Genomic DNA, 26,938 nt, shown 5'->3' with positions numbered 1-26,938 from the left:
TGTTTACAAGATTCCCGACTTCTTTAAAAGTTGTCGGGGATCTGTATTTTGGCGATCGGTAATACTGCTAGTAGCAACCCTACTTTTACGGTCCGATAGTGCTTAACCCGCTGACCGCGATGGCAATGCAGCCATCAACATTAGAGCAGAAGGTATCAGAATGTTTTTGGCGGAAGGTTCAGCCGTCTGGAGCTGTAGGAGGGGAAATAAGACCAAAACTTGGACGAAAGTCTAAGTTGCGGCATTCGCCATTGATTACAGAAGCCCCACCCGCCTGTGCGGTGGGGTAGTTCACGATTGCTCGTTCTTATGAAATCTAAAAGCTGATGCCACTGCTGCCCCACACAAGAGTAGTGCCGCGAGGCGAAAGGTTCCATCAAACGCGACAATAATCGCTTCCGGAGGGGCAACAGCGACATCTTTACCTACAGCAACACTGGCGCTCAATGCTCCAAACACTGAACCAATCAGAGGTACGCCGACGGTGTTTCCTGTGGTACGCGACAAAGATAGTAATCCAGAAGCAATTCCTAATCGCTCTTTTGGTACTGCTCCCATGACAGTGCTATCGTTAGGCGATCGGAATAAACCCAGTCCCAGACCTAAGATTAGATAGCGCCAGATATAGCCTGATTCAGTTAATTGAGCATTGCAGGTACTAATTGCCAAACAACCGCCAATCATCAATGCCAGCCCGATTAAGCCAATAGAGCGAGTGCCAAAACGGTCTGATAGTGCGCCAGCTATCGGGGCAATCAACCCACTGGCGATCGGTAATACTGCCAGTAGCAACCCTACTTTTCCAGTTGGATAGTGTTTAACCCGCTCCAAAAAGAAGGGTGTGATTAGCAATGACCCAGCCAGGACAATGAACACTAGCCAGCCACTGAGCAAACCCATACTCAATCTCAGATTCCGTAACAGGTGCAGTTCTAGCAGCGGTTGCTTGAGGATAGATTCAACGATGATAAAACTGGCAAAACTTACTAAGGCGATCGCCAACAACACTAAAGCGCTGACACTGTTAAAGCCCTGACTTTGCCCTTGAGTCATCCCTAACCCAAAACTGCCTAACGTTAGCAAAGCTAATAAAGCTCCCAAGGGGTCAAAGCGTTGTTTACCCGCTGGTAGGATAGAAGGTGGCACTACACGAGCTACTAAAAAACTAGCTACTATCCCCAGTGGTAGATTAACTAGGAAAATGCTACGCCAGCCTGTCCATCCTAAAAGCAGTCCCCCAGCCGAAGGACCCAAAGCAATCCCCAAGGATACCACACTGCCAATGATACCCACAGCCCGACCCCGTTCTGAGGTAGGAAAGACTTCTGTGATGATTGCTAAACCAAGCCCGGAGAGAAACACCGCACCTAGTCCCTGAAGTGCGCGAGCAGCAATTAGCCAATTAATACTGGGTGCAAAACCGCACAATAACGAACTGAAGGTAAATAGAATCAGTCCCCCTAAATAGAGATGTTTCTTACCCAACATATCGCCCAAGCGAGTCGCTCCCAAAACTAAGCCAGAACTGACTAACTGGTAACTCAACACAGTCCACTGAGCTTGGGGAAAGGAGGAATGCAACTGATTAACTAGTGTGGGCAGAGCTACATTGATAATACCTACATCAAGGGTAGACATTAGCACCCCTATCCCGACACCGAAGAGAACCCAACTTTTTTGTGAGTCTGACAAAGGCTGAGGTTGTGTTTGTAATAGTGGCAATGTCCAGCCTCCTCAATTTCTAAATTTAGGGTTACAAATATTTTGTATACGTATTTTAAGAGTATTTTGCTTTCCCCGTTTGAAAAAGTCTTCAATGCGTGAATTTTTTAAGATGCTTTACCAATATGTGTTGCTTCAGTAACCTCAATTAATTTTCCAGTCTGAACATCATATATATACCCATAGATGGAAATTTCACGGGGAACTAAGGGATGGAAGCGGATGCGCTTGACATCTGCATAAACACTTTTTGCTTGGTCATCAATGGTGAGCCAATCAATAAACTCTCCTTCTGTTGAACCTGGTTCCTCACCAAGCCCCGTTGGGGCGGGTGCAGGGTGTGGGGTGTGGGGTGTAGGGAAAGAGCCAGCCCCAACAACCAGAGGGTCAGAAGCCCCGCCTTCTTCAGGGCGCTTGCGTTGGTCTATCTTCAGAAGCCCCAGCATGTGCCGTCTCTTCCCCTACACCCCACACCCTACCCCCCTACACCCTGTTGTTCACCGATATCATGCCAGCCATTTTCATCAAGTTTGGCAGTTTTGAGGCTACTTGCTAACAAATTTCGTATTGTTTGATCGGTGAAAGTTTCCATACCACAGTCACTGTGGTGGATGACAAACCATTCGCGGGTTCCCAAGAGTTTATAAGAGATAATTAGAGAGCGAATAGCATCATCACGCTTCACGTCCCCCAGCATTACGAATTACATGAGCATCCCCTTCTGCTAATCCAGCAAATTTGGCAGGATCTAGACGAGCATCCATACAGGTGAGAATTGTAAATCGTCTAGCGGGGGGAATGGCTAGTTGACCTTTATCAAAGTTTTCCGCATAAGTTTGGTTTGCTAGGAGTACTTCTTCTAAAACTTGGCTCATTAATTTTCTATTTGTTGAAGTTACAAGAAATGCTTTATGATTAATTTCAATCAGGTGGAGCAAGTTATCTGCTCCCACCTCATCGCTCAAACATTTACAGCCAAGGATGACGCGGTGGGTTTACACCATTCAAGTAGAAATTACCAACGGCGTAGTATTTCCAGCGAGCAGGGTCGTGTAGAGTATGAGTCCGAGCATTGCGCCAGTGGCGATCTAAATTATATTGTTGCAAGGTAGATTTAGTACCCGCCAATTCAAACAGCTTGTTAGTTGTTAAAATCGCAGCTTCCGCAGCCAGTGCTTTAGCTTCAGCCACAGCAACAGAAGCTTCTGCCACACTACTATCGGTTGGATCTGCGATCGCTCGATCAATATACTCACCCGAACGACGCAGCAGTGCTTCGGCTGCATGAACTTGGATAACTATGCTCCCAACATTATAGATAGTCAGCGGATCTTCGTAACCATGTTCCAATTCAACATCAATCCAGGGACGAGCATAGTTGTGAACGTAGTGGATTGTGTCTCTCAAAGCTGCTTTGGCAATACCGACATCCACTGCTGCTTGAATTATTTGAGCGATCGGTCCTTGGGTAGTCGGACGTTCAAAGGCTAAGAAGTGAGGAATCACATGCTCTGCGGACACTTGAACATTCTCAATTATAGTAGTGCCGCTGGCGGTAGTACGCTGCCCAAAACTGCTCCAATCGTCAATGACATTTAAGCCTGGTGTACCGCGTTCTACCAAAGCAATCACTGTTTTATCGTCATCATTACGAGCAATGATTGGAATCCAATCGGCTACCAATGCACCGCTAGAATAAAATTTTCGTCCGTTAAGAACGTATCCATCTCCAGACTTTTCCAAGCGTGTCTGCACGTCAGTTACTGATTTGGTGCCAATCTCAGAGAAAGCGTTGCCAAATCGCTTACCTTGCAATACTAGGTCAAAGAAAAAACGTTTTTGTTCTTCGGTGCCATCCAATCGAATCGATTCGACAATATACAAGTGATTTTGGGGAATTTGTCCCAAACTCGAATCAGCTTCCGAGATAATTTTAGTTACTTCTGCTAAGCTCGATTCGATACAAAAGCACCGCCATACTCTTTGGGAACTGTAATCCCCCACAGCCCACTTTGAGAGTATTTATTCACTTCCAGAGCAGGTATCTTCCCTTGTCTGTCTCTTTCGGAATCTCCTTTGACAAATTCAGCCGCTAATTGATGGGCGATCGCGATCGCTTGAGTATCGTCACGAATCACATCAGCTTTTTCTTCAGTATTCGTATTAATTACAGATGTCATGTTTTACCTTCCTTTTATTTATGTTGCGTAATTTTCACAGGTATCTCAATCAAAGTATTAGCATTTGTTTAAGCCGTCACTAACTCATCAGATGTGCGATGACGCGATTCAATTTCTCGTACCAAGGGAATTACCGTGCGACCAAAAGCTGGCAAGTCATCGCTGTAATGCAAGAATCCACCCAGAATCAAATCTATCCCGACTTCGTAGAACTGACGAATGCGATCGGCAACTTGGTCTGCTGTGCCAATCAAACCTGACCTAAAGCCATCGTTATATTGCACCAAGTCTTCAAAATTAGAGTTTGCCCACATCCCCACTTTCTCACGAGTTGAAGATCCTGCTTGTTTTACAGCTTCGCCAAAACCTGTAACAGCTTCTTTATCCGCTTGAGCAATAATTTCTCGCAGTACGTCATGAGCTTCTTTTTCAGTGTCTCGCACGATGATAAAGGCATTTAGTCCAAACTTGACTTTACGCTTTTCCTCACGCGCTAGGGCAGAAATTTCCTGAATTTGTTCGCGCACACCTTCGATGGTGTTGCCATTCATGAAATACCAGTCAGATACCCGCGCTGCCATCCGTCGTGCAGCTTTGGAGTTACCACCTTGGAAAATTTCTGGATGGGGATTCTGATTAATTGGTTTAGGCTTCACCCAACCACCATTGATGCGGTAAAAGTCTCCCTTAAAGTGGAACTCATCTTCTGTCCACATTCCTTTGAGTACGCGAATGAACTCCTCGGATCTGCGATAGCGTTCATCATGGTCTAGCCAGGGTTCACCATAAATTGTGAATTCACCTTTAAACCAACCACTGACAACATTTAGAGCAAAGCGACCTTTAGAAATAAAATCAATTGTCGCACCCATTTTGGCAACTACACCCGGATGCCACAGTCCCGGATGAACTGCGGCAATCAATTTCAGCCGTTCAGTCACAGGTGCTAAAGCTGCTACTGTAGTCAGTGCCTCTAGTTGGTACTCAGCACCGTAGCTGGCAATAAACCGAGCTTGTGCTAAGGCATAGTCAAATCCTACCTGTTCGGCAGTTTGAGCGAGTTGGGCATTGTAATCAAATGTCCAATCTGTGCGTTGAGGAATTTTGCTGACAACCAATCCACCACTAACATTGGGAACCCAATATGCAAACTTAATATCCACCATGATTGACACCTCCTAAGTGTGCTGTGTGAAACCCGATCAAAACACTGTTACTGCTGCTATACAGTCTGCATATAGCGTCAGAATTTGCAGATCAAGTTAACAGCAATGCAGAAGATCCGGCGTTCAAGTTGAAAAACTCGATTAAATGAATTCTGTGTGAAACTGAAAACTTTTAAATCCTTACTGATGAAGGAAAATAAAAGTACTATATTCCGACTGAGTAACCGTAGTTTTATTTATGTTAAGTTATCATAGTTCATCCTGAAAAGCAAGTTTTTGGTTACTGAGGTAATAACCTGCCGTAGCACAGTTTGACTACAGGATTCAATTGACGAATTTAAAATTACGGTAAATTGACCGAAATACCGTAGTATTAACTTATTATGAACATCCCATAGATCGGTGAAAAAATCGTGCTTAGGTTGTTAATGCGTAAATGGGGGTTATTAGTAGCTACTTTGCCCCTTATCTTTTCATTGAGTGCTTGTGCGGGGCAATCAAAAAACATTGGTAGTCGGTTGGATACAGTTAAAAGCCGTGGCAAGCTGATTTGTGGTGTAAGCGGACAATTGCCAGGGTTTAGCTTTGTCAAGGCTAACGGTGAATACGCTGGATTGGATGTAGATGTATGTCGTGCGATCGCGTCGGCTATATTTGACGATCCAAAAAAAGTTGAGTTCCGCAACTTAAACGCTAAAGAACGCTTTACAGCCGTGCAGACTGGAGAAGTAGACATCCTCAGTCGCAATACAAGCTGGACAATTAGCCGAGATACTTCTGTAGGTTTGGAGTTTGCGCCAGTGGTCTTTTATGATGGTCAAGGCATCATGGTGCGAAAAAATAGCAAAATTCAAAAGCTGGAAGACCTGAAAGGTAAATCTATCTGCGTTCAGACAGGAACTACCAACGAACAGAATTTATCAGATCAAATGCGACAGCGGAGTATTAACTATAAACCTCTTGTCTTTGAAGATGTGAATACTACCTACACCACCTATGAGCAAAATCGCTGTGAAGCCATAACAGGCGATCGCTCTGGGTTAGTCTCCCGTCGTACAGCTTTGTCCAAACCTGATGACCATGTGGTTCTAAATTTAGTGCTGTCGAAAGAACCTTTAGCACCAGCTGTTGCTAATGGGGATTCTAAATGGTCCGATGTGGTGAAATGGTCTATTTATGGGCTAATTAATGCCGAAGAACTAGGAATTACTTCTCAAAATGTTAGCCAATCAGCCAGCAACACTAATCCAGAAATTAAGCGCTTATTAGGCACAGAAGGTAACTTGGGTCAAGGTGCGGGTCTAACAAATGATTTTGTAGTTCGGATTGTCAAACATGTTGGTAACTACGGTGAGATTTATGAGCGCAATTTAGGTAAAAATTCTGAGTTGAAACTAGAGCGCGGTCCAAACAAGCTCTGGAATCAAGGTGGAATTGTTTATGCTCCCCCCTTCCGCTAAAGCAATATCAGTTATGACTATTCCCTTATGGCGCAATCGGAAGTTTTGGAGTATCGTTGGTCAGTTAATAGCCGTCTTTGTTGTTGCGATTGTAGTGGCGATACTCTGGTACAATCTGACCTACAACTTGCAACGATTGGGTATTCAGCTAGGATTTGACTTTTTGCGATCGCAAGCCTCTTTCGATATTGGCGAAACTCCAATTTCATACCAACCCTCTGATACCTATAGTCGAGCTTTATTAGTTGGGTTAGTCAATTCTTTGCGCGTCATTATTGTTGGCACAATTTTGTCAACAATCATCGGTATAACCGTTGGCATAGCAAGGCTATCTGATAATTGGTTAGTGCGGCAACTAGCTTTAGTGTATGTGGAAATTTTACGAAATACACCTTTACTTTTGCAATTATTCTTTTGGTACTTTGCTGTTTTTATAAATCTCCCAAGCGTAGAAAATCAAATTTCCTTGCTGGGATTAATCAATATCAATAACCGAGGAATAGAACTTTTAGGAATACAGATATCCCCGGAATTATCTACCTTAATTTTAGGATTGACATTGTATACAGGTGCATTCATTGCCGAAATTATCAGAGCGGGGATTCAATCAGTACCCAAAGGACAATGGGAAGCAGCGCGTGCATTAGGTCTAAAGCCTGGATTAATATTGCGGCTGGTAGTTTTTCCCCTAGCTTTGCGATTGATTATTCCACCACTGACAAGTCAATATCTTAATTTAGCCAAGAATTCTAGTTTAGCGATCGCTATTGGCTATCCAGATATCTACTTTGTTGCTTCCACCACCTTTAACCAAACAGGACGAGCCGTAGAAGTTATGTTGTTAATTATGGCTACTTATTTAACCATGAGCTTGAGTATCTCCTTAGTGATGAATTTATTGAACAATACTGTACAACTCAAAGAGAGATAAACTGGGAACAATTAAGAAGATAAAACGAGAATTTAAAGTTGTTTTTCAAAAGCTAAAAAGATGTAATGGCGAAGAGTCAAAACTCACAAATAGTACAATGGTTGCGACGAAACCTATTTAATAGCTGGTACAACACAATCTTGACGATTATCTGTTTATGGATACTTTTATTGGCAATAAAAGGCATCCTTACTTGGATATTTGCTCAAGCACAATGGACAGTTATCAAAGCTAATTTACATCTATTTTTGGTTGGTCGTTTTCCCCAACAACTTTACTGGCGACTTTGGCTAGCATTAGCAATTATTCTCAGTCTCACTGGCTGTTATTGGGGAATTTTAACTAAGCGCTTGCCTAACATAATTAACAGATGGCAACCTTTAGCATGGGCGCTATCTTTCCCAATCATTCTGTGGTTAATTGGGGGTGGTTTCGGATTAGAACCAGTAGAAACGAATTTGTGGAACGGTTTGCTGCTCACTCTTGTGATGGCACTAACTAGTATTATCCTTTCCTTTCCCTTGGGTGTCTTACTAGCGTTGGGTCGTCAGAGTTCGCTGTTTGTCGTGCGCTGGATGAGTATCCTTTACATCGAAATCATCCGGGGACTACCGTTAATCGGAATTTTGTTTTTAGCTCAGGTAATGCTACCTTTATTTCTACCAGATGAAATCCGGTTAGACCGAGTACTGCGAGGAATTGCTGGGTTAACTCTATTCAGTGCCGCATATTTAGCAGAAAATGTACGCGGTGGTTTACAAGCAGTTCCACGCGGACAATTAGAAGCTGCTAGAGCGCTAGGATTTAATACTTTGTTCATAATATTATTTATTGTCCTTCCCCAGGCACTACGTGCTGTTATTCCAGCCCTTGTTGGTCAATTCATCGGTTTATTTAAAGATACTTCTTTGTTAGCAATTGTTGGGTTATTAGAATTAACAGGAATTTCTCGCTCTATTCTGGCTCAACCACAATTTATTAACCGCTATGCAGAAGTATATTTATTTATCGGACTGATTTATTGGCTTTTTTGTTATTCAATGTCCCTAGCTTCTCAACGTTTAGAAAAGCAACTTAAATTAGGAATTAGGTAGAGATGTTCCACCGGAACGTCTGTACGGTCGGCGCGGTAGAGACGTTCCACACCGAACGTCTGTACGAAAGTTAGGAATTGAATACTAGTTAACAATGACCAATTACCCATGACCAATCACCAATTACCAATGACCAATTACCAATGACAAAACAACCTATTATTCTTGCCGAAGATATCCATAAGTGGTATGGAAAATTTCACGCTTTGCGGGGCGTTAACCTGACAGTAAATCGGGGGGAAGTGGTGGTACTGATGGGACCTTCGGGTTCGGGAAAATCAACTTTTATTCGCACCTTTAACGGCTTAGAGGAATATCAACAAGGACGAATCGAAATTGATGGTATTGCACTCACCGATGACCTACGAAATGTTGAGACAATTCGGCGAGAAATTGGTATGGTGTTTCAGCAGTTCAATTTGTTTCCTCACCTGAGTGTTTTGCAAAACATCACCTTGGCACCAGTTTGGGTGCGGAAGTGGACTAAAGTAAAAGCAGAAGAAGTAGCGATGCAATTGCTAGAACGAGTGGGAATTTTGGAACAAGCACAGAAATATCCAGGACAGTTGTCTGGGGGACAGCAGCAACGGGTAGCGATCGCTAGAGCTTTAGCAATGCAACCCAAAATTATGCTTTTTGATGAACCTACTTCAGCTCTCGATCCAGAGATGGTACGAGAGGTCTTGGATGTTATTCAAACTCTCGCTGCTGATGGTATGACGATGGTAGTTGTCAGTCACGAAGTTGGATTTGCCCGTAAGGTTGCCGACCGAGTGATTTTGATGGATGGCGGTATGATTGTAGAAGAAGCTTCTCCCACAGCCTTTTTTCAAAACCCTCAGCAAGAGCGTACTCGCAAGTTTTTGTCACAGATTCTTTAGACTTCAAGGATAAAATTAAGATAACAGTCATGTTTCAAGGTTAAAAGTTAAAAATTTTGAATGGCAAAAGACCGATTTCACGATGCAGTTAGAAGTGCTTTAGAGAAACAAGGATAGATAATTACAAAAAATTAGGGTGTCGGGGGTGGCTGAGTGGGTGTAGGGAAAGAAAAAGATCGTATGCGGGGTGGGTAACAGCCGGTTTCTGATATGAAGCTGTAGAAATTGTTTGAACAGGATCGGCAAAAGAATTTGGATTGGTGACAAAGAATCTGCCGTTTTGGTCAAATAATTCGTCGCTCCTACACCACCCTAGGCAGTAACGAATGCTGGCTTTTCACAGAACAGGAGTATTCTTTGTAGCTTCTGTAGTGAGTGGAACAACTACTTTAACCTAAAATGAGGGGCTATATATGATAGAAAAATAAATACCGTTATCTTGCAACGTTCGTTTGTCGGCATCGATTGAGATTAAAGGAAGACCATAATCGATTCGGGCTGATAAGTTTTCTTGTTGCCATAACAATCCCAATCCTGCGCCAACTAGTGTATTTTCAATCAGATTACTTTTGCCGTTATTCCAACCTGTACCGATGTCAATAAAGGGTGTAACTTGCAGCACTCCATTACCGTTAGCTTTGAGAATAGGCAGGCGAAACTCTGTAGAGAATAATATGCCATTATCTGTGAGCAATGCGTCTTGACGATATCCCCGAACAGTTTGTTGTCCCCCAATTCCAAATTGTTCAAATGGAACTAAAGCGCTATCCGCAACTTGGATATCACCGCGCACGATTAATAAAGTATCAGCAGCTAAAAGCCGCGTCCATTGAGCTTGTCCGCGCCAACTGAAAAAGCGACTGTCAGGGGCATCATCATTAATTGTGGCATCAAACAGACCTAACCCGAAAGAAAATTGCGATCGCGCTGCTAAAACTTGTCGTTCGTCTCGCCTAACCCAGTCTTGAAAAAATCGCAAAGCAGAAATGCGAGTGCGTCCTTCTTCATCTGCTCCCGGAGAAAGGGGATACCCACCGATGTTGTCAATACCCAGCTTTGTTTGATTTTGTTGTCGCGATAAAGTGAATCCAACAGCAAATTCTTCTCTTGAGCGTTGAAATAAAGGCTGACGATAGCTGAGTTCGTAATAACTTGAATCTGCCTCAATATCGAGTTCATCGAAAGGAGGTTCAATTACATTACTGTTAATATTACCATAGGCGAGGCGGAGTGTGCCGTTACGGGGATTCAGAGGAATTGTATAACTGACATCTACTTCGTTACTACCATCGGTATTTGTGTAACCTACTCTCAACTGATCCCCAAAGCCAAGTAAATTCGCTTGGTTCAATTCAATCTGACGCCGGAAACTACCAACGCTCGGCGTTCGTCCGTTATCAATCGATGGGATAATACTCAAAGTTTTCGCTTCGATTATATTCACTTGCAACAAATTTTTTCCCGGACTGGTTCCAGCTTGCAAGTCAGCCGAGATGTTAGCGATGAGTGGGTCGAGTTGCAAAAGTCGCAATCCCTCTAACAAACGATTAACATTGACTGGAGCCTTAGTTGCTAACGCAATGCGACTGCGGACATAATCAGGATGCAAACGACGGCTGCCATTAACTTTAATGCCTTCAAGGGAACCTTCAATTATCTGAATTTTGACTATCCCATTTTCTAAAGTTTGAGGTGGAATGATGGCTGCGGAAGTGATATAGCCACGTTTAACGTAAAAGTCGGTAATTGCTGAACGAGCTTGAAACAATTCTGCGAAGCTGAGGTTCCGTCCTGTATAGTCTTTGAGTAATTCGGTGAGTTCTTGCGAACTAAAAACAGTACTGCCAACTATTTCAAATTGACGGACGAAGATAGTATTAAGCGTATCACCAGGTAGTTCTGGCGGTGGTTGCCCAGTTGTTGGTTTTGGCAATAAATCTTCCGGGGGTGGAAGTTCAAGTGGTGTTTGCTCTGGCTGTGGGTTCGGGGGAAGCGATCGCGGAATATCTTGAGGAGGAGGAATCGGAACATCAATCCGCTGGGCAATATCGGGAATTTCCTCAGATGGTAACGCAGATATGCCGCTATCTGCCCAAGCAGATGCAGAAAAAGCTATTAAGAATGTAAAAGGCAAAAGGCAAAGGGTAGAAGGCAATCCCATAGATAAATAGAGGGGTTTTAAATAAGAGGAAGACTTAGAAAATAATCGTTTAACGATTATCCATAAAATGTTTTTATGCAAATTTAACATGAGACTTGAACAGAATAGATAAAGAAATAATGCTGTGTTGCCGCGCCGTGTAAAGGAAAGTTAAACTGATAATTTTTTGCTCATAAATAAATTTCACAGCGAGAAGACCCGCCCAGAGTTAAAACTCCACAGCTTAGAGCTACTGTCCGTTAAAACAAACTAAAACTCTTACCCAGTCGTATGAAGACGACTTTAGTTACTTGCTGTGGGAATTTATTCAAGGGCGGGTTATTGCTGGTGCAAGTTGTCCGGGACTTGAGTTCTTAGCCTTGAACTGAAGTTCAAGGCGCACTCAGGCAAAGGTGCAAAAAAGAGTAAAAACATTCGTCAAATTTGATCGAAGCATAAACCGGCTTTTTCAACATAAATACATCCTGCGTTTTATTTTCAACCAAAAAGCCGGTTTATTAGGCGTTTTGCGTAGTTACCGAATCAAGGAAAACAGAATTGGCATAAATCGCAAGTTGCGATCGATTCTTTAGGTTTAGACGATTGAAAATGCTGTTAATGTGCGTTTTAACTGTACTTTGACAGATAAATAGTTTCTGAGCAATTTCTTGATTTGTTGCGCCGATCGCCACTAAACGTGCTACATCTAATTCTCTTGGTGTCAATTCTGCCAGCGCGGGGGAAATAGATTCCGATATTGGTTTTGGTATATTTTGGCTAACAACCCGCTCAAGAAGACCAGGTGCAAGTTGGGCATATCCACTGTTGATGCAGCGAATTGCATTCACAAGTTCATTTGAAGGCATATCTTTAAGAAGATAACCTTTGGCGCCGGCTCGAATCGCTTCACTCACATCGCGATCGTCATCATAAGTACTCAATACTAAAACCTTTATGTTGGGAAATCGTTCACAAATGATGCGGGTAGCGGTGATGCCATTCATGACTGGCATTCGCAAGTCCATTAACACAATATCTGGTTGTAGAGTTTCGACTTGTGCGATCGCTTCTTCTCCGTTTTCCCCCATACCCACAATTTCTAAGTCAGGTTCTAGGCTCAAAATTGCTTTGAGACCTTGACGAACTAAACTTTGGTCGTCTACAAGTAATAAGCGAATCATACAGCACACCTTTTAAAAATAAACATATCTTTCTTCCTCTAACTTTGTACGAGCGAGAAAATCTCGCTTTTCTTCATTTGCGTGTTTATTCAAAGAATCTTGACCCATAGTTCTAACAAGTTGACGTACTTCGTACATCAGAGCGCTACTCACTTGGTAGGCTTCTGACACTGATTTTTCAGCTTGTGTTGGGTTGATTTGCCAAAGTTTTTGTGCAACTTCTAATTGGATATGTAAAGCTGCGATTGAATGCCCTAACTTGTGATAAAAGTCAAGTAAATTGTGATTTGTTTCTTCAATGACTGTGAAGTATCCCATTTGTGATGCATAATTTTGCAATTGTTTTTCAGCTAATATCAATTGTTGATGTTTTTGGCGATATGTACAAATAGTTTTCATCAATTGCCAAGCTAGCGTCAAGAAAAATATCCCTATTAACAAAATAGTCACCATGTTTTTTGTATTTGAATAAGAAGATTTGGTGAAGAGATTATAAAGTTAAATCTCAACTATTTTATTAATAGCTCTAATTGAACCGCTTGGCTATCTACTACTGCAATTTTCTAACTTTAGTTTGAATTATTACCCAGTCATCAACAAAAAGTTTGAAAAAATACATTTATCTAATACTAAAGTTGGATGAAAGTAGTGAGCGGTTCACCGCTCAATTACAAGGTTTTTAACGGCTAGCTCCGCCTAATTGATTCTGACTTCTGAATTCTTCTTAAACGCTGGTTATAATGATGCTAAGTTTTGCCATTCATTCAGATGAAGAGGTTGCCATTCACCAATTTTGACTGGCGGACTTTTGCTAATTGAAGGAGATTCTTTAGGAATATATATTTTAGGCATTTGCGGTATATGAGATATCTGAGATATATGCATGGGAATCTCAACAGTAATGCAACAACCATTTCCTGGCTGAGATTCTAAATGTAAATGACCTTGTAAAACTGCTACTCGTTCTTGCATTCCTCGGAGTCCGTAACCACCTGAAACTTGTTCAAGGTCAAATCCGCGACCGTTATCTTGAATTGTTACATGCACCTGTGTTGGAGTTGTGCAGATATAAAGTTGCACTTTTGTTGCTTGAGCATATTTGCGAATATTATTAAGCGCTTCTTGGATAATTCGATAAATGGGTGTAACAAGTTGTGAGGGTAATGCAATGAGTAAGTTAATCTCAACTTCAGGTAAAATTCCAGTTGTTTGCTGAAAATCATCGATCAGAAATTCAATCAGCGTTTCTAGAGACTGGGTTTCGATTTTCTCACTGCGTAATGCTTTCACAGATTGGCGGACTTCTTGAGTGGCGATCGCTACTAAACGATGTGCCTCAGTCAAAAATTCCTGCGCTTGAGTTGGATTGGGTTGGCAAAGTTTAATTGCTGTTTGTAATTGAAAGTTCACCCCAGTCAGTGCATGTCCCAGAGAATCATGTAAATCCCGCGCAATGCGATTGCGTTCTTGCATCGCTGAGAGATTGGCAAATTGCAATACGCATTGCCACAAAGAGTCATGCATTTGAGCTAGTTGTTCTGGTGTATAAAGTTCTTCGACCACGACAACCTCTTTGTAACGTCCGGCTATTTCTTATATATTTCTCAGTCAGGGAAGCTTATGCAATTGTTGTCGCGCAGTACCAGTAGGGTGTGCAAGAGCGCAACGCACCATCCTTTGATTTTCGGTGCGTGATTGACGTTCGTCCATAACGCACCCTACTGGCTGCTTAAATCCAATTCCCCAGCAACACAAACGCTCCCCAGTAGTATGGTGATTTGTACTCGGGGTTGTTTAAAATGGCAAGTTGGGCTTGACGGAGAGCTTCTGCTTTCGAGATACCTGTTTTACGCGCTTGTAGCAATTGGTCATAAAACTGACTCATCAAGGTTGCTGATGCTTCATCGTTGATTTGCCACAAAGTTGCTACGGTACTGCTGGCACCGGAACGCACTGCTACACCTGCTAATCCTAATGCAGATTTATCATCACCCGTCGCCGTTTGGCAAGCGCTGAGGATGAGCAGTTCGAGTGGGTTGTTTCGCGACAATTGGACGGTTTTGAGAAGGCTACTAAGCTCGTTGACTTTGATTTTGCCATTCCAAGTGAGAATAAAGGTTTCGTCTGCTTGAGAACTAAATTGAGCGTGGGTTGCTAAATGTACAATCGGGTAGGAAACGGCTGATACTCTATCTTCAAACGCGGAATTTGTAAACTTATTGTTAAATAAGACTTGGCTGGGAAGCTCAGATTCAATTTTTTTCACTTCCTTCTCGACATTGGGTAGCGCCAAAAAATCCGGCGGACGAGCTTCACTAAGTCCAGCTACTAAGGCTCCCAAGCGTTCTTGTTTGAGCGATCGCGGTGCTAATAATTGCAGTCCCGGTGTCAAAGCAATGCTATATTTTTCTACCAAAAAATTTTTTCCATCATGTAGCGCCGCCATTGGTATATTCCGCAAAACTCCATCTAAAACAAATACCAGTGTTTCTACTTGACTGGTGGCAAGGTCTGCGGCTTCTGGCTTGATAACTAATTCATACATTTTTTGGAGTTCGGGCAGCGTCAGGTCAAAGGTATTTGATTGGTTAAGGATACCTCCGAGACGTGATGCGATCGCCTCAACTTCTTTCTTGCTAATGCTTGTTTTGTAGTAGCGAAAATCACGGGTGTCTTTGGTTTGGGAATTTTCTTTAGATTTGGGTAAGCTGACGATAGTAGCAAGCTGGTCATCTAAAATAATCGGATAAATTACAGCTGCGCGTCGATCCACTTGGTCTACTTGTTCTGGCTTCGCAGTCAAGCAAGCTTCCCGGAAAAAGTTATCGAGTTCAACTAATTGCAACCCTTCAATGACATCTCGCGCTGTCTTGAGATTGTCTTTTTGATTCGATTGCACTAACAAGCTGACGAGTTGACGGTGAATCGGTTCAACTTCATATCTAAAAGAATATTGTACATCCGGACTGGCTGCGGCTAAATCTGTTCGCAACGATTTGATTGTGCCGACGGCTTCTTTGTATGCAGCGATCGCACTATCAATTTTTCCCTGCGCTTTCGTTACCCGTCCCAACTGCCATTGCCAACGGTAAGCGATATCACCTGCGTTGATTTGTTGCGCTAATTGCAGTGCTTGTTGAGTCAACTTTTCTGCTTCTGCCCATTGGTGCGTTTCTTCATATACATTCCCCAAACTTCCCAGCGCGTCAGCTTGTATACGCGGGTTTCCTAAATATGCAGCTTGTTGAACGGTTACTGATAATAGTTCCGCGATTTCACGTAGATTAATGGCTTCTGGGGTTTGTTTCCTCATCCGCATCATTGTTTGCGCGAGATTCACCCGTGCTTCAATCGCGGTGTAACTAGGTGGTAATGTCTGAATTTGTTTTTGTATTTGTGGCAATAAGCTTTTAGCTGCATCTTTTTGTTTGCTATCGACAAGCAAACTAAGTTGGTTAATTTGCGCTTGTATACGCAGATTCACTGAGGAAGATGTAGCAGCTTGTTGATAGAAATTTAAAGCTGCTGGGAAATCAGCTTGAGCGCGGGCAGTGTTACCGAGGCTGAGTTGAGCTAATGTAATTATGTCGGGTAAATTTAATTTATTGGCAATTACCAAGCTGCGCTCCAAAACCAGACGCGCTTGCGGCAAGTTGCCAACAGCTCGTAGGGAGTCTCCTAAAGTACGCAACGCTGTTGCTGTTTCCGGGGAATCAGAAATCCCTGACAAAAGACTTTTTAGTTTATTGTCTGTTGTATCTTGCGGCAACTTTAACGCAGTGTAAAGTAGGGGAATTGACCGACGATAAAGACCTAAATTTTGTAAAGCTTGTGCTTGATTAGTTTGGCTGGTAAGTACTAAGTTGGGTTTGTTCAGTTGGGTGTAAAGAGTTGTTGCTCGTTCCCAGGATTTCAAAGCAGCATCGGCTTGTCCGCGTGCTAATTGTAACCCACCTTGGATGTCAAAGCTTTGAGCCAATGCAGATAATTTTTCTGAATTTGTTTCTTTTAGAGATGTTAATAAGGTAATGCTATCCGTAATTGTACGGTTGGCATCGTTCCATTGTGCCAATTGTTGGTAACAAAGCGATAAGTTGCTCAGACTGAGTGCTTGACGAATCGGGTCTTTTGCCGATTGATATGCAAGGGATGCTTGTTGAAAGAGCTTTGCCGCGTCGGAAAATTTACCTTGTTGATAGTTTTTTCGCGCTTGTTGATCCACAGATGAAGCCGTTTGAGTTTGAGCGGCGCCCTTAATAATTGGAATTTGAGCAAAGCTAGGTGATGTGATGCACAATAATGCAGTCAACACCATCGGGAGACAAAAGCGAATTGATTTTTTCCAGTTTCGTTTAATGCGTCTCATTATTTTGGTTGCAGCTGAATAGTATATGTAGGGTGCGTTACGCTACGCGATAACGCACCCTACCTGTATTTCAAAAATCAAATACGAGTCCTATATATAGGACATGCAGCAGATGTCGTAGTAGCATTAGGAGTAACTTCTGGCGCTTGGGCAACTAACATAATTTTGCCGTCAGGAGTTTTCACCCAACCTTGAGCCTCGACGATCGCCTGACGGGAACTAGAAGATAAATTCGGTGTTGAAGATATATTTGGTTTGGGGCGATCGCTATCCAATGTCGCTAGTTGAGTTAAGTTTGGTGTACCAATCAGCGGTTGTGTAGCGTTCGGTGGTATGCCGCGTCCGGTGACGATAAATTCACCTAAGGGTTTTTTCGCATTGCGACCTCTGGGACAATCCTGGGCAATTTGGTTGCTAGCATCAATGACTTGTCCTGGTAGTTCGATTATTCCTTGGGTGGGGTCAACATCGAGGGTATTAATTTCGGTAGAGCCGCTAAGTTGTGGACTTGCACCTGTGGCAGTAATATCACTTTCTGGCGTGGAAAAAGTGCGCGGTTGAGTGCCGAAGATATCTTGGGCAGTAATGCGGACGCGACCACCACGAAAGTCGGTAGAGTTGGCGCTGATGTCGCTGTTTTCCAGAGCAATTAGAAAGTCGGTGTCTATATTAATATTGCCACCGATAACGTTTTCGCCTGTGGCGTTGGTGGTGATGTTGCTACCACGACGGAGAATTAAAAGCGGGGAATTGAGGTTAATAGTTGCTTGTTCGCGGTTGGGGTCTTTATTTGGGCTGCGGGTGTTGGCGTTGAGAGAGGCTTTGTTGTCTAGGCGGATGGTGTCAGCGTTGATGGTCATAGTACCTGCGTTACCTGTTCCCTGACTATTTACACGGACTTCAGCACCATCCCGTACAAGTAAATTTTGGGTGTTAACCTTTAAATTTCCGGCATCCCCAGTTGAACCTGTTTCAGCAGAAGCCAATAAACTACTTAAGAACTTACCGTCAACAGACCTACCAATTAGTTCCACTTTACGTGAGGCATTAACTGTTAAATTGCCTCCCTTACCTGCACTCAACGTACTAGTACTCGCTAATGCCCCATCCTGCACAAGTAAATCTTGAGTGTTAACTGTCAAATTTCCCCCATCCCCGGTTGAGCCTTCATTAGCACGAGCAAACAAGCCACTGGAATCACTACTATCCACAGTTGTACCAATTAGTTCCACTTTACGTGAGGCATTAACTGTTAAATTGCCTCCCTTGCCTTCACTAAAGGTGCTGGCGCTCACCTGTGCTCCACCCCGAACTAATAAATCTTGAGTGTTAACTGTCAAGTTTCCACCATTTCCAGTAGAGCCTTCATTGGCATCAACAAATAAGCCACTAGTAGCACGATTATCCGCAGACCTACCAATCAATTCCACTTTACCGGGGGCATTGACAATCAAATTTCCTCCCTCCCCAAAGCCAAATGTGCTAGCTTTTACCTGTGCCCCACCCTGTACAAGTAAATCTTGGGTGTTGACGATTAAGTTACCAGCATTGCCAGTTGAGCCTTTTTCCGCAGAAGCTGCTAAGACGCTGGCAAAACTACCATCGGCAGCCACACCAATTAGCTCAACTTTTCCGGAGGCATTAACAGTTAAATTTCCTCCTTTTCCAGCACCAAATGTGCTCGCACTCACCTGTGCGCCATCCCGTACAAATAAATCTTGGGTATTAATTGTCAAATCTCCTGCATCTCCTGTTGACTCTTGAGCAGAAGCAAACAAGCCACTCGCAGGTTTAATATTCGCAGAAGTACCAATCACTTCTACTTTGCCAGAAGCATTAACAGTCAAACGACCTCCTTTACCTGTACCAGATGTACTGGTACTTACTAATGCGCCATCCCGCACTAGTAAATTTCGGGCATCAATCGTCAAATTTCCTGCATCTCCGGTTGAACCTGACAAAGTAAAAGCCCGTAAAGCGCTGCTAGCGTTACCATCAACTGATGTGCCAATCACTTCTACATTACCAGAGGCATTAACAATCAAACTACCTCCTTTACCTGCACCAAACGTGGAAGTATTTACTTGGGCACCATCCCGCACCAATAAATCTTTTGTAGTAATGCGAATATCACCACCATTACCAGTGTCATTGGAAAATACAGTATTTATTATCAAGCTTCCCCTCTGCTCTAATTTGACCTTTCCTGTAGCATTAAGGGTGATATCTCCGGCTTTACTATCAGCTGTCCCTAAATCTTCATCAATGCCAGCAAGAATTATACTTTCTCCCAAAATATCTATATTTCCGGCATTAATAGCAACACTACCTCCTCCCCCTGACAGCACAGCTATCCCAGCGCCATTATTCAGCAACACATCTGCACCCTGTACCTGCACAGGAAAATTCAAACTGAAAATATTACCATCTTGCTGAATCCCAATACTCCCAGCTTCTGCCAATCCTCCCAATTCAACACGTCCACCAGGAGCAAATAATGTTCCACTATCCATGCTGACGTTACCGCCAACAAGTAATAAACTTCTACCTTCAGCAACTTCTAAACCTGTTGTTGAGGCATTATTTTGAATCGCTGCATTTTGATTAATTTGATTAAACAGCAACCCTGAAGGATTGACGGTTAATAAAGGTGGTGTTTGAGGATTTGTGGCACTGAAAATTCCCTGATTCCCAAATTGAATTGCGTTCGCTGTTGTCCCCAGAAATGAACCACGTATATCTAATTGGGCATTTTTCCCAAATAAAATACCATTGGGATTGATTAAAAATAGATTTGCAGCACCATTAACACCCAACGTCCCGAAAATATTTGAGGCTTCTTTTCCTGTCACCCGCGTCAAAATATTTTCTATCCCAATAGGGTTGCTAAAATACACTCTTTGCCCATCATTAATATTAAACTGACTGAAACTATGAAAAAGATTGCTACCACGAGTTGCACCACCATCAATTTGGTCAGCGGATGCACCGTTAATTAAAACGTTTGGTGTTAAGCGAGAATTTTGGGCACCTAAAGTATTATCAGGGGTAATTTGGGCTATTGCTGGTGTGGTAGTGAATGTTATGAAGCTGCATAGCAGTAATTGAAGCCAATTCGGTTTATTTGTCATAAAGAATGTATTTTGATTAAGGCTCGGTAATGTAATTTTGAGGAAAATAAATCGTAGTCTTTGTAGGGTGCGTTAGCGAAGCGTAACGCACCCTACTTTTATTTGGTGACTGTAGAATCTGTACACAAATTGGCTATATATGTTTCGCGTTCCTTAACGAAGGCTGGAGATGGATTTTCAACTGTATAGAGAGTCTGCAAAGCATCAGACCAAGGGTGAAAAATTCCCTTTTCTTCTTTGTGTTTGATTTCGTAATTGCGAAAGTAATCTGCTTTTTTCAGAGCAATTTCTTCTGATGAGGCTTTGTTGGCTTTTAATTTTTGCTCTAATGCTTGCAAGTCAAGTTGAATTTGGTTGCGCTGGTCTGCTGGCATTATTTGAAATGTTGCCCAAGTTTGACTTCCTGATAATTGCCATTGATAACGCTTGCCTGGTTTTAAGGGTTCTTTACCGCTGTATAATACTTTTTGATCGGCGGTGTTGACTTTTTGCGTCCACACTTCTTCTTGAGTTTCGTAATCGCGGAGTATTAATTGAAGGTCTTTATTTTTGCCTTGACTTTGCCACAAAAATAATGGTCGATCGCTCCAAACTTGGTATGTTTCTAATAAACCAGGTGCGATCGCACAAACCTGACTTGTAAGCGATCGCGATGTATTTCGTTTTCGGGGGCGAGTCTGCCAAAATGAAGCTACTCTAGTTGTTAATTGTTGAGCAATCACTTGCCGATTTTGGCTGGACGGTGTAGCTATTTCGCTGCTGACTCCACCAAAGCTGATGACGGGAATAAGTGCAAGGCTAAAGAATGATTGATTAAACATGATGTTTTTTCCTTGTAGCAGGTAAAACGTAAGCTAAAAAAACAGCCGAGGGTAAAAACCAGGGAAATAAAATTGCAGCAGATATATAAAGCTGAAGCGCTAAAATGCCGTAGATGATGACTGTACCAACCGAACCAGCGATAATTTTTCGGCGAAGCTGGGGACTCAATTTAGACTGACGATTAACTGCAAATACCGCAATTTTACCGAAAATAACCACCACTCCAATCATCCAAATATCGGGGATGGGCATAACCAAACGACGTGTGAGAAAATGCTGGGTCATGTATGCTAAAAATTCACCTCCTGTCAGCCAATCTTGCTGCGTCCAGTAAGTTATAGCGGGAGGTGCGGGTGAGCGATCTGGCTGACCGGCGGCAATTCCCAAACGTTCGTCGCTGCCTGTGGCAATTAATACTACCTGTTTGGAAATTAAAGGAAACTTGTTGATATCTGGATTTTCCAGCAATTTCCAAGCGGGAATCTTGGTATAGACGCGATCGGGAGGCAGAGAAAAATCAATTAACGGGTGCAATCCAAGAGGAGAGCGCAACTGTAGCAATGCAGGTAAGTTGCCTTTTTCGGGATGCTTCTTCTGAATGACATTAAGTAATTCAGCACGTAAATTTGTTACGCGGTTCGTTTGTGGTTTAGGTAATTCTGTCATCTCTTGGTTAGCAGTCTGCACGAGAGACATTAAATAGGCGATCGGGCAAGCTTGACGACAATCTCGCTGGGGATGTGGCATTTCTACAAGGTAATGATAAGCATCGGTATATCCTTGCAAAGTCCAATTCCACTTGTTAATGCCGATCGCTTCATTTGTGCCTATTTCTCTATTAGGTTCCAGAATTGCGCCAAAAATTAGCCACATGTTCGCATCTACCGCACGACGCACTGCTGTGCCTAAATCTCGATCCCCGGATGGCGGGTCTTTTTGTGGCGTATCGAAGATAAAATCTAAGCCAACGACGGAAGCATTCAACTTTCTGGTGCTATCAATCAACTTGCCGATGTAGCTGCGGTTCATTGGCTGAAGTTGAGAATTAGGAAGTCCTGCGCGGTAAATCGATTCGGCATCAATTTCTATTAATGCGACTGGGGGGGCTTCTTCGGATGGAATTTGGGCGGTAACATTACGGTAAACTGATTGAGTTACCATTCGCCCATTAAGTAACATTTCCTGGACTGGGGGAAGTACGCTGAGGGTGAGACTTGCTGCTAAAGCGATCGCCTCAATGTAAGTTGGTAAACTTTGCCGCAGACGCTGTTTCCACCCAAACGCAGGAATGCGAAATAATTTCGCTCCCGGATGACAAAATAATGAAGGCACTAAGTAAGACGAGGGGTAAGTATGGCTTTTTTCCATCCGAAGAAATTGCCGCGCTTCCATCACCGATTCGTATACATCGAGGTGTTTCGCCAATCCTTGCAGAAATCGTACCAGAAATTCTTGGGCAACGCGGTTGTGAATCGGTTCGCGCATCACCACAACTTGACTAAAACCCAAGTCAATTAAGGAATCGGCGATATTTAGTCCGCTGCATGAGTTAAAAATTGCTACCTGAAGTCCGCGTTTTTTGGCTGCACTCAGTTGGGGTGCAATTTCGTTGATGGAAATCGATATCCCAGGTGCAATACCCAGTTCACCCCCTGTCATGTCTGATTCGTTGCTGTGTCCGGCGAAAAATAGCACATCCCATCCTTGTTCGCAAGCGATCGCTTCGCTAATTTGTTGGATAACTTGACTTGGGGTTTGTTCTGGTTGCCAACCGACAAACTCAACCTCTGCAATGCGAAGCAGCGATTGTACTGCATCTTTGTCTGCTTGAAAATTCAACCCTGTATCGTCACCCAAAATTGATAAAATCCGAGCGCGTCGCTGATGTTGCTTTTTCTGCGGTGTTTCAGTTTCTGCTTTAATATTCAAAGGTGCGCGAATGATTTGAATTGCTCCTGCGCTAGCAAATTCGGTGCCAATTTCCCACGCTTCCCAAGGAAAGCGATCTAATTCAATCGGGGCACAAGTAAGAAAGACTTTTACCGCTTCGCTAACTCCTGGATTTCCTTTGACAAGTTCCTGGCTGACTTGGGCAATAGTTGCCCGAATTTCATATAATTCGGCGCTACGCAACCAGCGATGAAACTCAAACATCAATTTGCTTTCGGCTTTCACCAGTTCTGCGTGCCAGTCTACAGTCAGGGTTACGACTCCACCACCAACCGTCCGTCCGCGCATATGTTCTGACTGATAAAAGCACAGATATGCTTGTCGCCACTCTTGATACAACAAAGTTAAATTAGTTGGATAATTAACCTGCTGAGTTAATCTTTGTCCCTGTCCCCAAGATAATTCAAACAAACATATTTGCTCGATTTTTTGGACTTTGAGGTGAAAAAGATGGGAATTATTTTTCATAATATGTGGCGTATTAATGGTGAGGGTTAAGACGCTCTAGATACTGTGTTTTTGTTATATGGTAGTTTGATTTCCGCAGATACCCGACTTCGTAAAAGTTGTCGGGTATCTAGATTTAATATTATACAGGTTATTTGTATATATATATGCATAATAAATGTAAACTTTTTTTTGAAGATATATATTTTTATTTATTGTCTAAGATTTTATTGAGTAGAACTATGAGTTCTAGAAAATCATGGGAAAACGAACCTTACTAGGCGCAGAGGACACAGAGTAAGAGGAATTAGAGAGAGTTTTTATGTAAGTTTTGTTTAAGTCATTGCTTGCAATTCCATACCGAAAGGGAGAATTTCAAATACAGCTTCATTGTCTACAGTTACTGTTACCCAAAACTGCTCGTTCCAATTACCGATAACTTGAGCGTAGAGTATATTTTTGCTTGTGTCTTCGAGGGATTGTGCGAATAATAATTGTGTTTCATCGCGGATTTGTAATTTTAAAGTTTTTGGCATTTGTTTTTGTGGTTGAGAACCTAAAGCAACTAGTAACATCCATTCTCGGTTTTCTGTTGTTTCGGATAGTATCCACATGATTGCATATAATCGCAAACTACCGCGATCGCACTCCAAATCGCAATAAGCACCCCGCGCTGCCGAGGGAATGTGAATTGAGTTTTGCTTCAATCCAGAGCAAATTTGGTCAAATTCGTCTTGCCAAGAGCGTAATGCTGATAATGCTGGAAATGGCATTAGCATCCACCCCAATTCACTCGCTACCGCATCGATTTGATTGCGTAACCAAAAACCAACGTTGATTAATGGTTGGGCAAAGGAAGGAGTTACAATTTTATACGCGCAGTCAATCAAGTCTGAATTACTTAGTAAATTTGTGCCTTCTTTTACTGTTAGCAATTGCGAAAAATGCTGTTTTTGCAGTTGAGAAGAAAGCGCAGTCAGCTTTTGTCGCAACGCTGTAGTTGTATCACTTTGTATAAGTTTTTTAGCAGGTAGTTGAATTGCATCCGCATCCAGACAGCGAAGATTGAGCAGGAGCGTGTCAGGATTTGAGTCAAACCAGGTTGAAGGTATTGTATATGTCCAATCTGCATCTACTTGTAGATGTGCTTTTTGTTGATAGTTAAGGTACTGCTCGTAGTTCATAAACCCGGATACAGCAACTTGCTCTTCCTCTTCTTCAACCTGCATCAACACGTAGAAATGAGCGGCAAAATCGGGGATGTCAAAAACTGCGAAAGGGACGCTATGTTGATTAGTTAAATTGTTAGAAGTTAAAAGACAAACTTTAAAATCACCAACTTGGATATTGCACGCTGCGGCAAACAAATTTGCGTATGCGGGTTGCCAAATCGAAGCGCGATCGCTCTGCAATTGCAAATCGGGAGCGCGTTCTTTAAACCATTGCTCAAACCCCAAAACTCCCAACGCACAAAGGTAAACTTGCCAGCGTTGTGACAAATGTATAGATTGACTTAGACGTGCAGCTTTTTGGAAATGCTCTGGTAATAGTTCAGTGCGGGTTTCATTGAGAGATTGCCAATCGGGTAAATCCGGCAAATCTGATATTGGTAGTTGATTCATCATAATTTAAATAGATAGACAAAGTAAATTTTCGACTTGAGATTGGGACTTACGCAAAAATCCCAAACTCCTATTTCTCTGCGTTCTCTGCGTTCTCTGCGGTTCGTAACTCCTGCCTATTGTCGAGATAACGGCAGAGACGACGTGCTAATAAACTGTGTAAAGGTTGATTACGAATTGGATTTTTTGCCTCAGATTCTGCTTCTTGAATAATGCCAGAAATCTGTTCATCCAAAATTAATTCTAGTTGTTGGTCTAAAAAAAGCAAGCGTTCGGAATCTGCAAATAATTTAGCGGTATCAAGAACGCGATCGCGCAACATTACCAACAATCGTTGCCGAATATCGGCACGCAATTCATTAAGTTTTAATAAACGGGTAACTTCATATTGTTTTGTCAAATTAATTTGGGGTGCAATTTGGTTCATCGATAGACCTTGACAATGAAAAAGATGTAAAGCAGTGAGAAATGATTGTTCAACCGAAGAACGTTTGCGTTGAAGTTTCTTGATATACTCATCAATAACTTGGGCAAGAGTTTGATCTAAACATTCCAGAAATTGATTTTGATATAACTTAATAAATTCAAGTTGTTCTTCGTCGTCTTCAGTAGCTTGCGATCGCTCTACAATTGGTTGAATTTCAGGTTGATCGAACGAAACCGAAGAAACATTTCCTCCTTGTGCGGTAATTCGATATCGTCTGAGTTTGAATGCGATCGCGTGCAGTTGACTTAATACCGCTTCAGTGCTAAGTTGACGCCCAGTAGAGGTTTGCAAGTCATTCGCAATCTGAATTAACTGCTCAGATGTAGGTTGCTGACACGGTAGCGTGCCTCCCGTAAGTCTTTGTTGCAAACGGTCTTCACGGTAAACTGTATGATAACTTATTAAAAGTTCGCAGATTTGCTGAATTTCCACTGATGTCAAGCGATACATATCAGTTAAAATTCGTTGCAACTCCTTCGGCTTTGTATCGTTCAAAAGTGCCCAATCGCTAACCAAAAAAACACCATGCTGAAGTAAAAACCGCTTCAACTCTGGATGTTGTTTCACATAACGACTTACCCACGTATTCAGCGATCCTTTAGCTGGATCGAACGTTTTCAAAACAGTAGTCGCTAAAGATTGATAAGAACTGCTTTGATTTGACTTGGATGCAAGCTTGTCTGCCTGATTTCGCGTTGCTAACAGTACCTCATCATCCAACACAAACGGTAACAAATCTTGACAATCAAAACCATTTTGACTGCCAAACTTCGTTCCCAAGTTAAGGCAAACTTGATAAATTTGGTGAGAGATATAACAGCGCAGACAAGTTTCTGCTAATTGACGTTCATTTGTATCGGTTTCTTTGCCTGAGTGCATTTGCTGCCAAAGTTGACGCTGCACTTTTGCTTCTGTTACTTCAACCTTTTCAGTCAATTCTGGAAATTGTTTTTTCAAATAAGTTTGAGCAGCAACAATCATTTCAACCCGGCGTTTACTAGTAGAATCTAACTTGACAAATTCCCAGTATTTTGATATGGAAGCCACGGTTTTTTACTTACTCAAAACCAAATATCCTCAATTTTTACACCTCCTGCAAGTAAAAGCAATTTGTTCGGTACGACCTTATACGTTTATATTTCTGGCGGAGGTGAACTTATGCAAAAAAAGAAGAGGGGGGGAGGGGGGGAGGGGACAGAGAAACAAGGGGACAGGGAAACAAGGGGACAGGGAAACAAGGGGACAGGGGGGACAAGGGGAGCCAGCGCGTTGCGGAGCCAGTTGCGTGGGCGGGTTTCCCGACCCCAAAGGGGTCAACGAGATTCCCATCTCCCTTTGGGAGACGCTGCGCGAACGAC

22 protein-coding genes and 1 pseudogene are annotated in these 26,938 nt (G+C 42.7%); 6 read left to right on the top strand and 17 right to left on the bottom strand.

All coding sequences use genetic code 11. From position 1 onward, the window contains the following. Positions 1–112: 112 nt before the first annotated feature. Positions 113–290, top strand: a pseudogene (locus AABK37_RS22300) (RNA-guided endonuclease TnpB family protein); the annotation flags it as partial. A 1-nt stretch (position 291) separates the two neighbouring features. Here the strand turns inward: AABK37_RS22300 and AABK37_RS22295 are convergent. From AABK37_RS22295 to sfnG, 7 genes are all read right to left on the bottom strand, one after another. Continuing rightward, the gene (locus AABK37_RS22295; protein ID WP_432553727.1) at positions 292–1,692 is read right to left on the bottom strand and encodes an MFS transporter; all 1,401 of its coding nucleotides are present in this window, start codon (positions 1,690–1,692) and stop codon (positions 292–294) included. 137 nt (positions 1,693–1,829) lie between these two features. Continuing rightward, a complete protein-coding gene (locus AABK37_RS22290; protein WP_432553715.1) occupies positions 1,830–2,168 on the bottom strand; it encodes a hypothetical protein in 339 nt (112 codons plus the stop codon). A gap of 29 nt (positions 2,169–2,197) precedes the next feature. Then, on the bottom strand, positions 2,198–2,407 hold the full coding sequence (locus tag AABK37_RS22285; RefSeq protein ID WP_432553714.1) for a hypothetical protein: 210 nt from the start codon (positions 2,405–2,407) through the stop codon (positions 2,198–2,200). Next, entirely contained in the window at positions 2,397–2,597 is a 201-nt protein-coding gene (locus AABK37_RS22280) for a hypothetical protein (RefSeq protein WP_432553713.1), read from the bottom strand. Before AABK37_RS22280 ends, AABK37_RS22285 begins: the two co-directional genes overlap by 11 nt. Positions 2,598–2,691: 94 nt before the next feature. Further along, on the bottom strand, positions 2,692–3,726 hold the full coding sequence (locus AABK37_RS22275) for an SfnB family sulfur acquisition oxidoreductase (protein ID WP_432553712.1): 1,035 nt from the start codon (positions 3,724–3,726) through the stop codon (positions 2,692–2,694). Further along, a complete protein-coding gene (locus tag AABK37_RS22270) occupies positions 3,669–3,902 on the bottom strand; it encodes an acyl-CoA dehydrogenase family protein (protein WP_432553711.1) in 234 nt (77 codons plus the stop codon). The genes AABK37_RS22275 and AABK37_RS22270 overlap by 58 nt, the downstream gene beginning before the upstream one ends. Before the next feature lie 68 nt (positions 3,903–3,970). Next, complete coding sequence (gene sfnG, locus AABK37_RS22265; protein ID WP_432553710.1) at positions 3,971–5,068, bottom strand: dimethylsulfone monooxygenase SfnG; 1,098 nt, start codon at positions 5,066–5,068, stop codon at positions 3,971–3,973. A gap of 422 nt (positions 5,069–5,490) precedes the next feature. Between sfnG and AABK37_RS22260 the strand changes: the two genes are divergently transcribed. The 4 genes from AABK37_RS22260 (at position 5,491) to AABK37_RS22245 (ending at position 9,434) form a co-directional block, all read left to right on the top strand. Beyond that, positions 5,491–6,528 carry an amino acid ABC transporter substrate-binding protein gene (locus AABK37_RS22260; protein WP_432553726.1) on the top strand — a complete coding sequence of 346 codons (1,038 nt, stop codon included), beginning with the start codon at positions 5,491–5,493 and terminating at the stop codon, positions 6,526–6,528. 13 nt (positions 6,529–6,541) lie between these two features. Beyond that, positions 6,542–7,459: an amino acid ABC transporter permease gene (locus AABK37_RS22255; protein WP_432553709.1), complete on the top strand. Its 918-nt coding sequence runs from the start codon at positions 6,542–6,544 to the stop codon at positions 7,457–7,459. Between the two features lie 65 nt (positions 7,460–7,524). Further along, complete coding sequence (locus AABK37_RS22250; RefSeq protein ID WP_432553708.1) at positions 7,525–8,553, top strand: amino acid ABC transporter permease; 1,029 nt, start codon at positions 7,525–7,527, stop codon at positions 8,551–8,553. A 143-nt stretch (positions 8,554–8,696) separates the two neighbouring features. Continuing rightward, a complete protein-coding gene (locus AABK37_RS22245) occupies positions 8,697–9,434 on the top strand; it encodes an amino acid ABC transporter ATP-binding protein (RefSeq protein WP_432553707.1) in 738 nt (245 codons plus the stop codon). 394 nt (positions 9,435–9,828) lie between these two features. Here the strand turns inward: AABK37_RS22245 and AABK37_RS22240 are convergent, their stop codons facing one another. From AABK37_RS22240 to AABK37_RS22195, 10 genes are all read right to left on the bottom strand, one after another. Beyond that, on the bottom strand, positions 9,829–11,595 hold the full coding sequence (locus tag AABK37_RS22240) for a ShlB/FhaC/HecB family hemolysin secretion/activation protein (RefSeq protein ID WP_432553706.1): 1,767 nt from the start codon (positions 11,593–11,595) through the stop codon (positions 9,829–9,831). A gap of 497 nt (positions 11,596–12,092) precedes the next feature. Beyond that, entirely contained in the window at positions 12,093–12,755 is a 663-nt protein-coding gene (locus tag AABK37_RS22235; RefSeq protein ID WP_432553705.1) for a response regulator transcription factor, read from the bottom strand. A 12-nt stretch (positions 12,756–12,767) separates the two neighbouring features. Then, entirely contained in the window at positions 12,768–13,208 is a 441-nt protein-coding gene (locus tag AABK37_RS22230; protein WP_432553704.1) for a histidine kinase dimerization/phosphoacceptor domain-containing protein, read from the bottom strand. Between the two features lie 282 nt (positions 13,209–13,490). Continuing rightward, the gene (locus tag AABK37_RS22225; RefSeq protein WP_432553703.1) at positions 13,491–14,318 is read right to left on the bottom strand and encodes a sensor histidine kinase; all 828 of its coding nucleotides are present in this window, start codon (positions 14,316–14,318) and stop codon (positions 13,491–13,493) included. A 166-nt stretch (positions 14,319–14,484) separates the two neighbouring features. Further along, positions 14,485–17,121 carry a CHAT domain-containing protein gene (locus tag AABK37_RS22220; RefSeq protein ID WP_432553702.1) on the bottom strand — a complete coding sequence of 879 codons (2,637 nt, stop codon included), beginning with the start codon at positions 17,119–17,121 and terminating at the stop codon, positions 14,485–14,487. Between the two features lie 77 nt (positions 17,122–17,198). Further along, positions 17,199–20,252 (bottom strand): filamentous hemagglutinin N-terminal domain-containing protein, encoded by a 3,054-nt coding sequence (locus AABK37_RS22215; protein WP_432553701.1) that lies wholly within the window; start codon positions 20,250–20,252, stop codon positions 17,199–17,201. A 98-nt stretch (positions 20,253–20,350) separates the two neighbouring features. Then, a complete protein-coding gene (locus AABK37_RS22210; protein WP_432553700.1) occupies positions 20,351–21,073 on the bottom strand; it encodes a hypothetical protein in 723 nt (240 codons plus the stop codon). Next, complete coding sequence (locus tag AABK37_RS22205; RefSeq protein WP_432553699.1) at positions 21,066–23,492, bottom strand: CHASE2 domain-containing protein; 2,427 nt, start codon at positions 23,490–23,492, stop codon at positions 21,066–21,068. The genes AABK37_RS22210 and AABK37_RS22205 overlap by 8 nt, the downstream gene beginning before the upstream one ends. A gap of 314 nt (positions 23,493–23,806) precedes the next feature. Then, positions 23,807–25,096, bottom strand: a complete 1,290-nt coding sequence (locus AABK37_RS22200; RefSeq protein WP_432553698.1) for a DUF1822 family protein — start codon at positions 25,094–25,096, stop codon at positions 23,807–23,809. Positions 25,097–25,163: 67 nt separating this feature from the next. Then, positions 25,164–26,627: a hypothetical protein gene (locus AABK37_RS22195; RefSeq protein WP_432553697.1), complete on the bottom strand. Its 1,464-nt coding sequence runs from the start codon at positions 26,625–26,627 to the stop codon at positions 25,164–25,166. 111 nt (positions 26,628–26,738) lie between these two features. Between AABK37_RS22195 and AABK37_RS22190 the strand changes: the two genes are divergently transcribed. After that, positions 26,739–26,938 (top strand): hypothetical protein (locus AABK37_RS22190; RefSeq protein ID WP_432553696.1); only part of this gene is annotated, 200 nt, incomplete at its 3' end.

The organism is Tolypothrix sp. VBCCA 56010 (assembly GCF_050875635.1).
GTDB lineage: Bacteria > Cyanobacteriota > Cyanobacteriia > Cyanobacteriales > Nostocaceae > Hassallia.
The sequence above is the reverse complement of the archived record's forward strand: the minus strand, read 5'-3'. Positions and strand labels throughout refer to the sequence as shown.